Raw genomic sequence first — 16199 nt, 5'->3', positions numbered from 1 at the left:
TGTTATTACTCGGTTACTTTTACATTAAGGCCGCTGCTATGTGCGGAAAATTCCGGCGCATACATACACTGGGCGGTGCTGATACCGTTGGAAAATTTACCCTGATGGGTAACAAACAATGTATATTCAAACACATAAGTTCCCTTGGGCAGATAACTGAAAAAGAAATCTGTGGAGGCATCCCGGGTGCTTTCATAATAGCTCAATCCATCCTGCCACTTGCTGGCACTGATTACATTGGTAGGCTCAAAACAAGCCGCCCGCATGTCTTTCAGGTGGATGTATTCCATCTGCCTGTCGGCGCGCAGCACAATCCGCACTTTTACTTTGTCTCCTACTTTCAGTTCGTTGCCATCGGTGATTTTAGTAAGTACCGGTCCTTTGTCGCTGTTCACTTCTTTGAACAGTTCTTTTTCCAGTACCAGCGGCGTGGCAGCAGCAGTAATTTTATCCAGGTCTTCAAAGTACTGCCAGTACACGGCGCCCCAGGAAGGTTGACCTTTACTGCCGCTAACAGTTACGCTGATGTTGCCCATATCCGGTTTCACGGCTTTGGCGTCTATCCTTTCTTTAAAATAGCCGGTACCGGCTTCTTTGGCAGCGGGTTTCACCGTAGTATTTCCAAGTTGAATGGATACTTCGGGAGAAGCAGCCAGCCAGTTAGCGCCCTGCAGCAGCATGGCGTAGCAGGCGTCTGCGGTCGCTTTGGTGGTATGCCAGTTATTAGTTTGCTTGTTTTTCAGCAACCAGGTTTTCATATCTGCCACTGCCCCCGCGTCTTTTCCTGCTACCTGGAAGGCTTCAATCAGTAATGCCTGTGTTTCAATAGGCGCCTGGTACCAGTTGTAACCACCGGTTACATCTTTCCAGTACATACCCAGTTCTTTACTGTTCATGGCATTTTCCTTCAGCGATTTTAATATAGCCGCCGGCGTTACCTGGTCATTCTTTTTGAACTGCGATAATGCAATCATGCCTTGTGCATACCGGCTTTGCTTCGTCCAGTATTTCTGCTGCTGGGCGTAGTAAAAGTCAAACGACTTCTTCATGGCAGCCGGTACGGGTTTGTCGAAGAAGCTGCGGGCGTACAGGTAGTGGATCTGCACCTGGTTGATCTGTTCTTCTTTCAGGTTAGCCTTTGCTTTGATCAATCTATAGTAATCTGCATCGAGCTCTTTATCGAGGTAGTCGATGGCCTTCATGGCCATTGCGGTAGCTGCCGGATCTTTTTCTGAAGTCAGCTGCTGCAAATGACCTAAGCCTGCAACAATATATTGTGTAAGGAAACGGTCTTTCCACATACCGGTAAACCATGGGAAAGCGCCATCCGGCAATTGTTTCGCTGCCAGCTGATCCAGTGCTGATTTTCTTTCCTTCTGCATCCGTTGCAGGTCGAACAGCAGCGCGATATTCTTTTTCTGCTGCGCTTCATTTTTTGCTTCCAGTACCCACGGCGTTTGTTGCAGCAACACTGATTTCAGCTCTTCGTTCTTCGCCAAGTTGCTCTGCAATGCGGCCGTATCGGTGATCTTCCATTTATCAAAGATGTCCTTTAAACCGGGAGTGGCATTGGTAATATGTGTAGCCAATGCGTTGGCATAATAGCGGTTAAATACCTGCTCGGCGCATTCATACGGAAATTCCATCAGGTAGGGCAACGCCTGTACCGCATACCAGGCGGGATTGCTGGTATACTCCACGGTAACGCCGTGTTGTACAATGGTTTGGGAAGAATCGCTGTGCAGTAATTTACCGAAGGTAAAGTCGTGTTTGCCATCACCGCGAACCGGTAATGGAAGCGATTCTGTGACCAGCATCCGGTTGGTTAACACGGGCAATGCATTTTCTTCTCCATCGCTGAAATTCCCTGCCTGGGCAGTAACCCGGTAAATGAGCGCGCTCTGGAACCCGTGCGGGATCTGGATCGGGAAGCTTACCACGGTACTTTGTCCTGCTTTGGCCGTAAAATGTTGCAGCGGGAAAATGTTCTGGAACCATCCATCCACCGGTTGCATGGTAGTAGCATCCAGCAGTTCCAGGTGTGCCTGGCCTATCAACTGGGAGTCCGACAGGTTGCTCACCTTAGCGGTGAATTCCATTTTATCTCCTTCGCGTACAAACCGGGGTGTATTGGGCTGGATCATCAGCACTTTCTGTGTAACAATACTGGCGTTGGTATAACCGAAAGCCAGATCCTTTGTATGTGCCAGACCCTGGAAGTTCCATTTGGTGAGGGCTTCCGGAACAGTAAACTCAAAGGTGATATTGCCGTCTTTATCCGTGCGGAGATCCGGGAAGAAGAAGGCAGTTTCCTGGAAGTTTTTACGGATAGCAGGAGCGGTTGGCTCCTCGCCGCCTGCCGGCGCTTTTTCTTTGGCCGATTGGGTGTCAACGGCTTTATAACCCATGGCGTCATTGGCCACTGCTGCTGCCGGAGCTGGCGCCATTTCCTGCAGGGCTACACCGGGTGCGAAGCCACCTACCGGGGCAGATGCTTTCATTCTTTTTGTAGTGGCAGCCCCCCGTATCATGATCCGTTCTCCGCCGGCGCCATCCATCATGTTCCAGTCGAACAGGTTCAGCATTTCATAGTTCTTTTCCTCCGCCGGATGTACTTTTCCATCACGGTCATACAGTCCTGTAGACACATCCATTTTGAAATTCTCCCCCCCGTTAAACCTCAATATATTATTTACATAAGGGTAGATAGCTGGCTGGTACCATTTGTGTGGCACAAACTCATCCAGGGATGCATCATACATGGAAGCAAGCATTTCAGCGGCGGCTTTTTCGTTTTTATATCCGGATATCTGTGCGGTCCATTTTTCTTTTTCTCCCGGTAATAATTTATCGCGATGGGTGCCCAGTTTTATCTGCAGGTCTTTATTGTCCCAGGCGACTGTTACGGTTGGCTCAACGGTAAACACCCGGTTATCTTTTACAAACACATAGGCCAGCGATATATTTCCCCGGTCATTTTCTGTAACGGGAAAATCCAGCTGCTTTACACCGGAGAGTTCCAATGTGGAAAGTACTTCCGGTGCAATTACCGTTTTCTTTGTTTGAATCAGGTGCACGCTACCTGCAGAAGAACCCAGCAGGATGGTGGCCGTTTTACCCGGCGACACTACTGCAGCAGCAGGATAGGACCACAAATATACCGGCGCTGGTAACGTTTTCGGATGAGCGTCTATCAACTCGAAGGTTGTTTTCTGAACAACCAGTTCGTTGTTTTTATCTTTTGCACTTACTTCCAGTTCATAAAATCCAGGGGCCAGCTTTTTGATATCCAGCACTGCTTTCCCTTCGGGGTTACTTTTAACCGTTTCCTGGATCACTGCCGCCTGGCGGGGCCAGTTTTTATGATCATCTTCCGATTTATAGATATCTACCGGGAACGCCTGCACGTAGCTGGCTTCGTCCATTACAAACTGATCGGGCGCTTCCCAGTAGCGGGGACGCAACAGGCGCTTGTTGGGAGTGAGCGGTTTTATCTGCACCGTAAGGTTAGCTGGTTCAAATGCGCCGTTCAGGTTGCGGGAATAAATCCTTACGTCTTTGAAATCATCCCGTTGCAGGCGAGCCGGCGCGTTTACCACAATTTCCATCGACTGGTAGCCCACACTTATTGTTTGGTCGCCACTGCGGGTTTCGCCGTTAAGATCTGTTATATCGGCATGTACTACGTAGGTAAATACCGGTTTGGTGGCCGGGTCTACAGATTTATCGCTGAGTGCTGGAAACTGTACATGGAAAGCGCCGTTGGCGTCTGTAGTTGTTTCTCCATGAGCAATTTCACGGGAAGAACCGTACGGGGCGGCTATCTTATAAAATAACCATGGGTAAGGATAACGCACCCGCCGCTCCACGCGGTAGGTTACTTTGGCGCCGTCGATATTGTTACCTGCAAAGGCCAGGGCTTTTGCATTGGCAGTAACGGTATCCCCTATACGATAAGTACTTTTTATGGTATCAAACTGCACATAGAATTTTGGGCGTTTGTATTCTTCTACCTGGAAAGCGAGGTACCCGTTGCCGACCTCGTCTCTCAGGCTATAACCGCCGTTCATACGTCCTTCTGGCAATATAAATTTCCCGGAATATGCGCCGAATTCATTGGTGGTTACTTTAATGGAATCTGCTTTATCGCCATTGGCATCGAACAACGACAAGGTAGTTTTGTAATCCGTGAGTATGTCACTGCCGGTTTCGTTGGTGCGTTTCTTTAAAACAATTCCTTTAAAGTAGATGGTTTGCCCGGGGCGGTAAATGCTCCTATCGGCAAACAGGAATGTTTGGGCCTTGGGTTCCTCTTTCCGCTCATTATTGGTATAATAGTAACGATGTGAGTCGATATACAGCTCATCCTGACCATTTTTCCAATGCAACCGCAGGTTATTATTTTGCTTTATGGGAGCTGGCTTTACGCGGCCATCGTTGCCGGTAGTAAGGTTTTCCACCAGCGTCCATTCTTCCGTATTGTTGTTCTTATTCCGCAGCAATTGCAGGTTGATACCAGCCAGTGGCTTACCGGTGGTACGATGCAAGGCATAATAGGTAGTACCGTTTTCCACATAGCTGATATTGGATACCCAGGTCATTTGCATGGCCATAGGATTATTTTTCAGTGCAAACTTCGGATCAGCGCTGGACAACAGCATATAATGGCCGGTTGGCAGCGCATCTATTTTGATTTCCGCCTTGTGAGTGATATAATCCTCCGGATCGGGCAGGGCCTGTTCCCAGGATTTGATGACCGGGCGCGACAGCATCAGCTGCCAGTAAGTATTGCCCTGGTCGCGGTAGTTACTCTGCGCCTTGCGTAACAGCTTCAGGAAGGTTTCATCTATTTTAAAAACACGCAGGTAGATCTTATTAATATTCTTATACCTCACCAGTGTTCTGAACGGCAGCTCCGGTACATTCACCGTTTCTGTTGCCAGTTCCAGGAATTGCTCGTTAATCTGGTCCAGCATATAAGCGCAGGATGCGCCACCGCCCGATTCAGGCGCCAACGCCACCGCCTTTTCACAGATAGCTTTCGCTTTCTGCATATTATCTCCTTTCCCGTTTTCCGTGTCATCTGCCTTTTGCATATAATAAGATGCCTGCATTACCATTACAGTGGTCACCTCTTTTTGCCCCTCGTAGGCTAATGCCATCTGGTCGAGCGCCTGGAGATAAAGCGCCTCTTTATTTTCCATTACTGCCACCAGGTTTATCCAGGCCATTCTTTCCACATCCACATCCAGTAAGGCGGCTTTATCGCCGGCATGCAAACGGATCAGTTCCTGCAGGATCAGCAGGGCTTGATATTGCAGGGAAGTGCTGTCGGCGCTGGTGAAGTGATGTACTGCAAAGGTGGCGGCGGGCGCAAAGGCAGCAGGGTCCGTAAGTTCAAACTGGTTGGCAGGGTTGGTAATGGTAGCTTCCCCGGATTTAAAATAATCCAGGGCGCGGTGAGCCAGCAGATCGTACAGGGTTGGCCGCAGTGGCCGGGTATTTCCTTTAACGATAACGGGTTCAAAGGAAGTGAGGCTTGTTTTTTCCAGTAATTCCCGGTCAGACAGCGACGCCTGGTAGGCGGCGGTAATTTCCTGGTGCAGCCGGCCGGCTCCCCAGGTGCTTACATCTGTTCCTTCATCGCCGGCAATGGCGGTGCGGTTGTAGAACCGGTAGCGGTTATTCTGAAAATACCGGTACAGCATTTCTGCTTTGATGCTTTGCAGGATAGCTTTCTGCGCGCCGGAAGCAGTAGTAATTTCCCCGTCGATTTTCTGCATATTGAGCAGGGTGCTGCTGTCGTTGATCTGCGCGTTGTACTTCATCTGGTAGATGAGCGCTTTGATTTGCTGTGCCGTTGCCTTGTCTTTTACTGCGTGGGCATAAATATCGTTGACTACTTCCAGGGCTGATTTAGGTAATCCCTTATCTTCCAGTGTTGTAATTTTCTTCCAGGAGTTATCGTAGTTGAACTGGGCCATCATCTTATTGTTGCTAAAGATTAAAACAATGAATATTCCGATGAATAAACGCATATGGGATCGTTATTTACAGTAAGTTAATTCTTTTACTGAAGGATGCCGGTGCAGGCATGGTTTCCATAAAGGGGAACAAAAAAGGTGAAAAGTGTTGGAATAAATCCCCTTCACTTTTCACCTTATATATTTTTACCGGCAGATAATTATGCCAGGGCTGCAGTTTTGCTTAATACTTCTGCCATTGTTTTACCAATGTTAGCAGGACTTTCCACTACGTGAACACCACATTCTGCCATGATCTTCATTTTCGCAGCAGCGGTATCTTCAGCACCACCGATGATAGCACCGGCGTGCCCCATACGGCGTCCCGGAGGCGCGGTTTGACCAGCGATGAAACCAACTACGGGTTTAGTACCGTTTGCTTTGATCCACTGGGCAGCTTCCGCTTCCATGCTTCCGCCAATTTCACCGATCATGATGATACCTTCTGTTTCAGGATCATTCATCAGCAGTTCTACCGCATCTTTGGTAGGTGTACCGATGATGGGATCGCCGCCAATACCGATGGCAGTAGAAACGCCTAAGCCGGCTTTTACTACCTGGTCGGCTGCTTCATAGGTCAAAGTACCGGATTTGGATACAATACCGATTTTACCTTTTTTGAAGATAAAGCCAGGCATGATACCTACTTTAGCTTCATCTGCCGTGATAACGCCAGGGCAGTTTGGCCCGATGAGGCGGGTAGTTGTACCCTGCAGGAAATTCTTCGCCTTGATCATATCCTGTACAGGAATACCCTCTGTGATACATACCACCAGAGCAATACCTGCTTCGGTAGCTTCCATGATTGCGTCAGCTGCAAATGCAGGAGGTACAAAAATGATAGAAACATTCGCTCCGGTTGCCTTTACTGCATCGGCTACCGTATTGAACACCGGGCGTTCCAGGTGTGTGCTGCCACCTTTACCGGGTGTAACACCACCCACTACCTGGGTACCGTATTCGATCATCTGTGTAGCGTGGAAAGTACCTTCAGTACCGGTAAATCCCTGAACAATCACTTTGCTATCCTTATTAACTAAAACACTCATCGCGCTTGTTTTATTGGTTTAATATTATATGTCTGATTCTTCTGGACGGCAAAAATAAGCCGATTTCCATAATTCTGCAATTTAGTGCCTTTAAGATAAAGCTACCAATTGGTTTGGAAAATAATTGGCAATAAATGAGGAGAATACCCGGGCCGGCAGTGCCAATAACAACAGATTTAAATACTATATATTATCTTTTTTATTGATAATCATATACATATAAACATTACTGTCCTCCCTGTTCCTTTTTCAGCTGATCCCGCCACTTTCCATCTTTAAATAATTCCAGCTGCCGCATTTCTTTTGCCTCCCGCAGGAATTCGGAGGCGAAAATGAAGTCGTTTAATTTCTGGTCCTTGCTGAACACGATATCTTTATTGCTACCCTCCCACTGTTTCTGGCCCTGGTACATATATACAATATGGTCGCCGCTTTCCATTACGGTGTTCATGTCGTGGGTATTAATTACAGTAGTAATATTGTATTCCTGGGTGAGTTCTGTAATGAGCTTATCAATAAGCAGGGAGGTTTGCGGGTCCAGACCGGAGTTGGGCTCATCGCAGAAAAGGTATTTCGGGTTGAGCACAATGGCGCGGGCGATGCCTACCCTTTTTTTCATCCCGCCGCTGATTTCAGCGGGGAATTTCTTTGCGGCTTCTTTCAGCTGTACCCTTTCGAGGCATTCTGCTACCCTGGCCTTCTTTTCTTTCAGCGTGCCTTTTCCAAACATTTCCAGGGGAAACATCACATTTTGTTCAACGGTCATACTGTCGAACAGGGCGGAACCCTGGAACAGCATGCCTATTTCCTGGCGTATTACCTTTTTCTCTTTTTCATCCATGGCGGTAAAGTCCTGCTTATCGTACAGTATCTTTCCATCATCCACTCCCATCAGTCCTACGATGCACTTCATCATCACGGTTTTACCGCTACCGCTGGCGCCAATGATGAGATTTACCTTACCGGGTTCCATTATGGTTGATACGCCCTTCAGTATTTCCTTGTCCCCAAAACCCTTTCTTATGTCTTGCAGTTCAATCATGATTACAGTAATATGGCCGTTAATGCGTAGTCCATGAATAATATCAGCACGCAGCTTACCACCACGGCAGTAGTGCTGGCTTTACCTATTTCCAGTGCGCCGCCGGTTACGTTATAGCCGTAATAAGCTGATACGCTGGCAATAATAAACCCGAAAGTATAGGATTTGGCCATCGCAAAAAATACGTTGTATGCCTTGAACTCCTGGCGGAGCCCCTGCATAAACTGCTCGGAAGATATAATGCCCGAAAGCACGCCTGCTTCCTTGCCACCCCAGATACCCAGGAAACCCGCAATGGCTACCAGTACCGGTATCATCAGTATGGCGGCCATAATTTTAGGCGCTATCAGGTATCCTTTGGTATTGATCCCCATAATTTCCAGGGCATCAATCTGTTCGGATATCCGCATGTTACCCAGTTCCGAAGCTATTTTTGATCCGATTACGCCGGCCAGTACAATACAGGTAAGCGTTGGCGCAAATTCCAGGATAATAGTATCTCTTACCACCTGTGCGATGGTACTTTTTGGAATGATAGGACTTACCAGCTGATAGGCGGTTTGCAAGGTAGTTACCCCTCCCATAAACAGGGAAATAATAAATACTATCCCAAACGACCCTACGCCGATATCCACACATTGCTGCATAAATTGCTTCCAGTACATCTTCATGTTTTCCGGGCGGGAAAACATGCCTTTGAGCATGAGCAGGAAGTTTCCGAAATGATAGAAGAATTTGAACTCCATAACTGATCAAAGATAGGAAGGATTTTTTCAATCATATCCTAATTTAAGATTTAATGCAGGGCTTAGCGTAAACTACTTACCAGCAAACGCTTCAAACTGCGTTCAATGATCTCTCCCATCGTTTTGCAACGGGAAAATACGGCATCATGATAATATTCTGCCAGCTCATCGCCCAGTTGCTGGATCTTTTCGGGGAAAGAAACGCGGTCTGTCATGATTACATCCCTGAGGTCTTTGATGCGATGCCGCTGCACTTTAATGCGGCGGGCAATTACCGCACGTTCTTCCTGCTGGTACTGTTTTACCACTTCTGCATTGAGATGTTTAATGGCAAGGTCCACGAATATCCGGTTCTCTTTGAAGTACTGCGGCATATATAAAGTACGCCGGCCTTCGTAAAACTGCTGATCAAAATCAATGGCACGGATACGGAACTGTACATCATCAAAATCCGGGGTAATATCAAAAATGAAATTATAGGAACGCATGTCGCCCAGCAACCGGACAAAGCACCGTTCATTGAACTTTACAAATTCCTTGGCAATACGCTTCGGGTTAAATTCGGGCCTGTTCAGGTAGTGAAGAATAAACTGATCGCCAGGCACCCCGGCAATATGTTCTTCCACGAGGGTATTACCATCGATCAGAAAGTTCATCCAGTAGGGGGATAAAATATGCTCCAGTTCCAATCCATAAATACGGGAGGCATCGGCGATCTTGATATAAAAATAATCGTATACCTCGTTGTAATTATTAACAATCTTAATCCGGAAAGGATGGGAATTCCCAAAGGTGCAGTAGTCGATCCGCTCAATATGCAGGTGCTCTTCCGCCGTTTGGTCGCCACCGGCCTTCAGAATGGAGTACACCCGTTTTAACCCTGCATGAATGGACCCTACCATACTCTGTGGATAAAAAACGGTTTCCCACAAAGTATCTTTCCCTTCCTTGTCGTACACCGATATCGCCTGATCGTAATACCGCAGTTCCTCGTAAGATATCGGCAGCTTCACTTCCCGCTCATACATTTTAAGGTAATTGCGGAAAGCAGAGTTAATCGGAAAAAATATCTTCTTTCGGGAGATGGTTTGCATGGGATAAATATAGCGGATTTTGTCTTTCCCGCTGATTACGCTGATTAAACTGATTAGTTTGATTTTACTTTTTTTGATTTTTTTAAGATTTTTAGATTTAATAATTAAGGGAGATAAAAGCGAATCTCCGCTTCCATCTCCCTTAATCCTTTATAAAATCCAAAAGTAAAAATCAGTATAATCAGCGTAATCAGCGGGAAAGACAAAACCCGCTGCATTTTACTTCTTTTTCTTCTTATCCTTCCCGTTCTTCTCGTCTCTGCAGCATTTCTCCTGGGCGTCTACCACGGCGATGTTTACCATGTTTACGATTTGCCGTACGGTGCTGCCCAGCTGGAGAATATGTACCGGCTTCTTCATTCCCAACAGGATGGGACCGATGGCATCAAATCCGGCCACTTCCTGCAACAGGTTGTAAGCGATATTACCGGCGGCCAGGTTAGGGAAGATGAGTGTGTTTACTTCTTCTTCCAGTAATTCCGTAAACGGATAATTATCTTTCAGAATTTCCTTATTGAAAGCCATGGCGGCCTGGATTTCTCCATCTACAATGAGGGAAGGATCACGTTGCTTCACTATTTCGCGGGCTTTGCTCATGGTTTGCGCTTCCGGCGTCTGGCTGCTGCCAAAGTTGGAATACGACAGCATGGCAATACGCGGTGTCATATTAAAATGCTTCACTTCCTTTGCTACCATCATGGTGATATCCGCCAGTTCTTCCGCCGTGGGGTTGAAGTTTACGGTGGTATCGGCGAGGAATAGCGGTCCGCGTTTGGTTTGGATGATATACATGCCGGCTACACGCTTTGCGCCGTCTTCCATACCAATTACCTGCAGCGCCGGGCGGATGGTATCAGGATACTTACGGGTGAGGCCGGAAATGAGGGCATCTGCTTCCCCGGTTTCTACCATCATACAGCCGAAGTAGTTACGTTCCCGCATAATTTTACGCGCCTCGTAGAGGTTCAGTCCTTTGCGCTGACGTTTCTTGAAAAACAGGTCACCGAAGCGGTGACGCATTTCCTTCATCTGTTCGCTCTTCGGATCTATGATCACCACATCATCAATTTCGATGGCGTTTTCCAGCATCAGTTCACGGATGCGGGCTTCGTTACCCAACAGGATCGGGTAGGCGATACCTTCGTCGTTCACTACCTGTGCGGCTTTCAGCACTTTCAGGTTATCTGCTTCCGCAAAAACAACCTTTCTCGGGTCGCGGCGGGCTTTGGTACCAATGATCCTGAAAAGCTGATTGTCCAGTCCCAGGCGGTGATTCAGTTCATTCCGGTATGCTTCCCAGTCGGTGATGGGCTGGTGCGCTACACCGCTTTCCATTGCCGCTTTGGCGACGGCAGGCGCTACTGTGCTGAGCAGGCGTGGATCCAGTGGCTTGGGAATGATATATTTCGGTCCGAAGAAAATATTTCTTTCATTATAGGCCAGGTTTACGATATCTGGCACCGGCGACTTTGCCATATCGGCCAAAGCCCTTACTGCTGCCAGTTTCATGGCCTCGTTAATTTGTGTGGCTCTCACGTCGAGGGCCCCACGGAAAATGTAAGGGAAGCCCAGTACGTTGTTCACCTGGTTGGGATAATCGGAGCGGCCGGTAGCCATGATAATATCCGGGCGGGCTGCGATCGCTGCTTCGTAGGCAATTTCCGGATCCGGATTTGCCATGGCAAATACGATCGGGTTTTTAGCCATGCTCCTGATCATTTCGGGTGTTACCACATTTCCTACAGACAATCCCAGGAACACGTCCGCGCCTTTCATGGCTTCTGCCAGCGATTTAACTTTCGTGTTGGTAGTGAATTGTTTATGCCTGTCGGAAAGATCCTGGCGGTCTTTGTTCAATACACCGTCTTTATCAAACATGATAAAGTTTTCCGGTTTGGCGCCCAGTGCCACATACAGCTTTACACAAGCCATGGCAGCGGCTCCTGCGCCATTCACCACTATTTTTACTTTCTCTATTTTCTTTTTAACCAGTTCCAGTGCATTCAGCAGGGCGGCAGAGGAAATGATGGCCGTACCGTGCTGATCATCGTGCATGATCGGAATTTTCAGCTCTTTCCTGAGCCTGTCTTCGATTTCAAAACACTCCGGGCTTTTAATATCTTCCAGGTTAATACCCCCGAAAGTTGGCTCCAGTGCCTTTACAGCGGCCACAAAGGTATCCGGATCTTTTGCATTCAGCTCTATATCAAATACGTCAATGTCAGCGAATATCTTAAACAATACTGCTTTCCCTTCCATCACCGGTTTACCGGCTTCAGGGCCAATATCTCCTAAACCCAATACAGCGGTACCATTGCTGATAACGCCCACCAGGTTGCCTTTAGCGGTATATTTGTAAACGTTTTCTACATCATTGAAAATTTCTTTGCATGGCTCTGCCACTCCGGGAGAGTATGCGAGGGAGAGATCCCACTGTGATTTTGTGTCTTTCGTAGGTATGACTTCTATTTTGCCCGGCCTGCCCTTTGCATGATAATCCAACGCATCCTGCTTATTCAGTTTCTTTGCCATATAAATATAAGATTGTTATTGGGCGTGCAATATACGAAGTATTGAATTAAGGGCAGCCACCCAAATAGTGGGATATCCTCTCATAATTAAGCATGCTAACCATTAAAATTACTTACTTTTACAGCGTTAAACATTCGTAAATATCATGATACAACGCATCCAGAGTCTCTATCTGCTATTGGCTGCCGCCGCAGGCGCTGCTGCTCTGTCTTTCGATTTGTGGAGAGCTACCCTTTCCAATGGTGTAAAACAATCTGTAAACGCCTCCAGCAACTATCTCCTGTTTGTACTGTATATTATTATTATCCTGCTGGCCCTCGTTACCATTTTTCTTTTTAAGAAACGTAAACTGCAGTTCCGGCTGACAATATTTAATATTCTTTTTGGTTTTGGAGCACTGGCCTATCAATATTATGTAGTGCAGCAAACGGCTAATAAACTGAATACCGGCGGCATTACTATTACCTCTGCATCTTATTTGCCTGCCTCCTTCTTACCGATTGTTGTCATCATACTTTTATTCCTCGCCGCCAGGGGAATTTATAAAGATGAGAAACTGATCAAGTCACTGGACAGGCTCAGATAACACAACATTATTCCCACAAAAAAGCCATTGCCTTTACACACGTAAAGACAATGGCTTTTTTATGTACATCATTATTTCAGGAACTTCCCGGTATAACTTTCTTTTACTTTCTTCAGTCCTTCCGGCACGCCGGCATACAGCAGGTTACCGCCACCAGCACCACCTTCAGGCCCAAGATCTATTACCCAGTCGGCACTCCTGATCACATCAAGGTTATGTTCAATCACCAGTACCGTATGTCCCTGTTCGATGAGGGCATTAAAGGAGTCCAGTAATTTTTTAATATCATGAAAATGCAGACCGGTAGTAGGCTCATCGAAAATAAACATGATATGCCCCTGTGCCTTTCCCTTACCCAGGAAGGAAGCCAGCTTTACACGCTGTGCCTCGCCGCCGCTCAGGGTATCACTGCTTTGTCCGAGTTTTACGTATCCTAATCCCACACTGCTCAACGGGCGTATTTTGTTGCACACATCTTTTTCATCCTTGAAAAAGTCGAGTGCCTCGTCTACGCCCATATCCAGTACTTCGTAAATATTCTTCCCTTTATAGGTCACTTCAAGTACTTCGTCTTTAAAGCGTTTACCACCGCAGCTTTCACAGGTAAGATGTACATCTGCCAGGAACTGCATTTCCACAATCACTTCCCCTTCGCCTTTGCATGCGTCGCAGCGGCCGCCATCTACGTTAAAGGAGAAATGTTTTGGCTGGAAGCCGCGCATCTTGCTCAGCGGCTGTTTGGCGTACAAATCCCTGATCTCATCATACGCTTTGATGTAAGTTACCGGGTTGGAACGCGACGATTTACCAATTGGATTCTGATCAATCATTTCCACCTGTGTAACATCATCCAGTGCCCCTTTGAGCGCTTTGTGATTGCCTACCCTTTCTGCAAATTCGCCTTTCAGCTTCATCAGCGCAGGATACAGGATCTGCTTAACCAGCGTGGTTTTACCCGATCCGCTCACGCCACTGATCACTGTTAGTACCTGTAACGGAAAATCAACTGTGATGTCTTTCAGGTTATGCTGACGGGCGCCTTCAATGGTAATCGCTTTTTTCCATTTGCGTACTTTCGCCGGCGGATCAATGGTAAACTGACCGCTGAGGTATTTACCGGTGAGGCTTTTACTATCTTTTAAGATCTGCGGATAAGTACCTTCAAAAATAACTTCACCACCCAAATGACTGGCCAGTGGCCCCATATCGATGATATAATCGGCTTCCTCCATCATCTGCTCATCATGTTCCACTACCACTACCGTATTACCGAGATCGCGCAATTCTTTCAATACGGCAATCAAGCGGTGTGTATCCCTTGCATGCAATCCTATGCTCGGCTCATCAAGAATATACATGGAATTGGTGAGGTTACTTCCCAGTGTGCGGGTAAGCTGAATGCGCTGACTTTCGCCACCACTGAGGGTATTGGCCACCCGGTTCAGGGTAAGGTATCCCAAACCTACATCCAGTAGGGTTTTAATCCGGTGGTTAATTTCAAGCAGGATACGTTTCCCGATCTGTTGTTCAAACTCATTGAGTTGCAGGTTATCAAACCATTCTTTCAGGTTGGATACCGGCATATCTACCAGTTCGGCGATACTGCGGTCGCCTACTTTTATATAAAGCGCTTCTTTGCGTAACCGTCCGCCACCGCAATCCGGGCACACGGTGCGTCCGCGGTAGCGGGCCTGTAACACGCGGTATTGTACCTTATATAGGTTCTGTTCCACCATTTTAAAGAACTCGTTGAGTCCATAAAAGTGTTCGTTACCAGTCCAGAGTAATTTCACCTGTTCATCGGTGAGCTCTGCGATGGGCTTATGCACCGGGAAACCAAATTTCCGCGCAGTTTTGATCAGCGCTTCTTTGTATTCTCCCATCTTTTCTCCGCGCCACGGGGCTACAGCGCCTTCAAATACGCTTAACCGTTTATCGGGGATCACGAGGTCGGCATCAATGCCCAGCACCTGTCCGAATCCTTCACAGGTAGGACATGCACCGTACGGATTGTTGAAAGAGAAGAGGTTGGGAACCGGTTCTTCAAACTGAATACCATCCAGTTCAAAGCGGTTCGCGAAATGCTGCATCTCTTTACCATCAATTTCCACGTAGCAATCGCCTTCACTTTCATAAAAAGCGGTTTGCACGCTATCGGCTATACGATGTTTATCATCTTCCTCAAAATCCTTTGCTACCAAACGATCTATGAGCACCCAGGCGTCGGCGGGAACAGTGATTTTTTTCTGTTCCAGCAGTTCCTCTATGCGTACCAACCCGGTGCCTTCACTACCGGGCATATATAAACGGGAGAAGCCTTTCTGCACCAGTATGTTCAGTTCTTCTTTCACCTCTCTTTTGGCATGCCTGCGGAAGGGAGCGAGCAGTAACACTTTTGTGCCATTTTTCAGTTTAGTGATATAATCTACCACATCACTTACTTCATGTTTTTTTACCAGTTTTCCGGAGATGGGGGAATAGGTTTTACCCACTCTTCCATACAACAGCCGCAGATAGTCATATATTTCCGTCATCGACCCTACAGTGGAGCGGGGCGTGCGTGTAATTACTTTCTGCTCAATTGCGATCGCGGGACAAATTCCCTTAATGTAATCTACATCCGGTTTGTTCATCCGCATCAGGAACTGGCGGGCATAAGAACTTAAGCTTTCGGCATACCTGCGCTGTCCTTCCGCGTACAGGGTATCCATGGTGAGGGAGGATTTCCCGGAACCGGACACACCGGTAACAACTACCAGTTTACTGCGGGGAATGGAGACGCTTACATTCTTAAGATTATGTACCCTGGCTCCTTTTATGAAAATCTGGTCCTGTGGGCTAACTTCCTGAGGATCAATTATGCTTGTTTGTTTCTTTACTTTTGTTGCCATGACAGAACAAATTTAAGGGAAAAGATGTTAGCTCGGTCGCTTGCTTTTTACACGCGTCTGCAATACGCTAAAAGCTAATACCTAAGCCCGGAAAGCTATTTTTATTATTTGTTTTATTGAACTAATCTTCTATATTTGCATAGGACCAGATCTATCTCGCTGGATATTCCAAAAATCATCATTAACTAAAAACTGTTCGTATCGCCTAAACTCTACTTAATTAAAACAACCAAACT

The 16199-nt window shown here is 47.0% G+C and carries 8 protein-coding genes; 1 reads left to right on the top strand and 7 read right to left on the bottom strand.

All coding sequences use genetic code 11. From position 1 onward, the window contains the following. Nucleotides 1-5 precede the first annotated feature (5 nt). The 6 genes from QFZ48_RS13425 to QFZ48_RS13400 all read right to left on the bottom strand — a co-directional run bounded on the left by QFZ48_RS13425 (nt 6) and on the right by QFZ48_RS13400 (nt 12486). Complete coding sequence (locus QFZ48_RS13425) at nt 6-6038, bottom strand: alpha-2-macroglobulin family protein (protein ID WP_429062602.1); 6033 nt, start codon at nt 6036-6038, stop codon at nt 6-8. A gap of 146 nt (nt 6039-6184) precedes the next feature. Then, entirely contained in the window at nt 6185-7072 is an 888-nt protein-coding gene (gene sucD / locus QFZ48_RS13420; RefSeq protein ID WP_370908431.1) for a succinate--CoA ligase subunit alpha, read from the bottom strand. A gap of 226 nt (nt 7073-7298) precedes the next feature. Beyond that, entirely contained in the window at nt 7299-8114 is an 816-nt protein-coding gene (locus QFZ48_RS13415) for an ABC transporter ATP-binding protein (RefSeq protein ID WP_429062601.1), read from the bottom strand. Nucleotides 8115-8116: 2 nt separating this feature from the next. Next, the gene (locus QFZ48_RS13410; RefSeq protein WP_370908433.1) at nt 8117-8860 is read right to left on the bottom strand and encodes an MlaE family ABC transporter permease; all 744 of its coding nucleotides are present in this window, start codon (nt 8858-8860) and stop codon (nt 8117-8119) included. A 62-nt stretch (nt 8861-8922) separates the two neighbouring features. Beyond that, the gene (locus QFZ48_RS13405) at nt 8923-9954 is read right to left on the bottom strand and encodes a hypothetical protein (protein ID WP_370908434.1); all 1032 of its coding nucleotides are present in this window, start codon (nt 9952-9954) and stop codon (nt 8923-8925) included. A gap of 219 nt (nt 9955-10173) precedes the next feature. Then, entirely contained in the window at nt 10174-12486 is a 2313-nt protein-coding gene (locus QFZ48_RS13400) for an NADP-dependent malic enzyme (RefSeq protein WP_429062599.1), read from the bottom strand. A 145-nt stretch (nt 12487-12631) separates the two neighbouring features. On the opposite strand from QFZ48_RS13400, the gene QFZ48_RS13395 reads away from it, so the two are divergent. Further along, on the top strand, nt 12632-13072 hold the full coding sequence (locus QFZ48_RS13395; protein WP_079471035.1) for a DUF4293 domain-containing protein: 441 nt from the start codon (nt 12632-12634) through the stop codon (nt 13070-13072). A gap of 71 nt (nt 13073-13143) precedes the next feature. Here QFZ48_RS13395 and uvrA read toward each other — a convergent pair whose 3' ends face one another. Next, nucleotides 13144-15963 (bottom strand): excinuclease ABC subunit UvrA, encoded by a 2820-nt coding sequence (gene uvrA, locus QFZ48_RS13390; protein ID WP_429042231.1) that lies wholly within the window; start codon nt 15961-15963, stop codon nt 13144-13146. Nucleotides 15964-16199: the final 236 nt, after the last annotated feature.

This window comes from Chitinophaga sp. W2I13 (assembly GCF_050434005.1).
Lineage (GTDB): Bacteria > Bacteroidota > Bacteroidia > Chitinophagales > Chitinophagaceae > Chitinophaga.
This window is presented reverse-complemented; position numbering and strand designations above follow the sequence as displayed.

Bases quoted from the DNA above. Each gene is read 5' to 3' on its own strand.
- QFZ48_RS13405 (WP_370908434.1), bottom strand. From the start codon at position 9,954: ATGCAAACCATCTCCCGAAAGAAGATATTTTTTCCGATTAACTCTGCT.
- QFZ48_RS13400 (WP_429062599.1), bottom strand. From the start codon at position 12,486: ATGGCAAAGAAACTGAATAAGCAGGATGCGTTGGATTATCATGCAAAG.
- uvrA (WP_429042231.1), bottom strand. From the start codon at position 15,963: ATGGCAACAAAAGTAAAGAAACAAACAAGCATAATTGATCCTCAGGAA.
- QFZ48_RS13415 (WP_429062601.1), bottom strand. From the start codon at position 8,114: ATGATTGAACTGCAAGACATAAGAAAGGGTTTTGGGGACAAGGAAATA.
- sucD (WP_370908431.1), bottom strand. From the start codon at position 7,072: ATGAGTGTTTTAGTTAATAAGGATAGCAAAGTGATTGTTCAGGGATTT.
- QFZ48_RS13395 (WP_079471035.1), top strand. From the start codon at position 12,632: ATGATACAACGCATCCAGAGTCTCTATCTGCTATTGGCTGCCGCCGCA.
- QFZ48_RS13410 (WP_370908433.1), bottom strand. From the start codon at position 8,860: ATGGAGTTCAAATTCTTCTATCATTTCGGAAACTTCCTGCTCATGCTC.
- QFZ48_RS13425 (WP_429062602.1), bottom strand. From the start codon at position 6,038: ATGCGTTTATTCATCGGAATATTCATTGTTTTAATCTTTAGCAACAAT.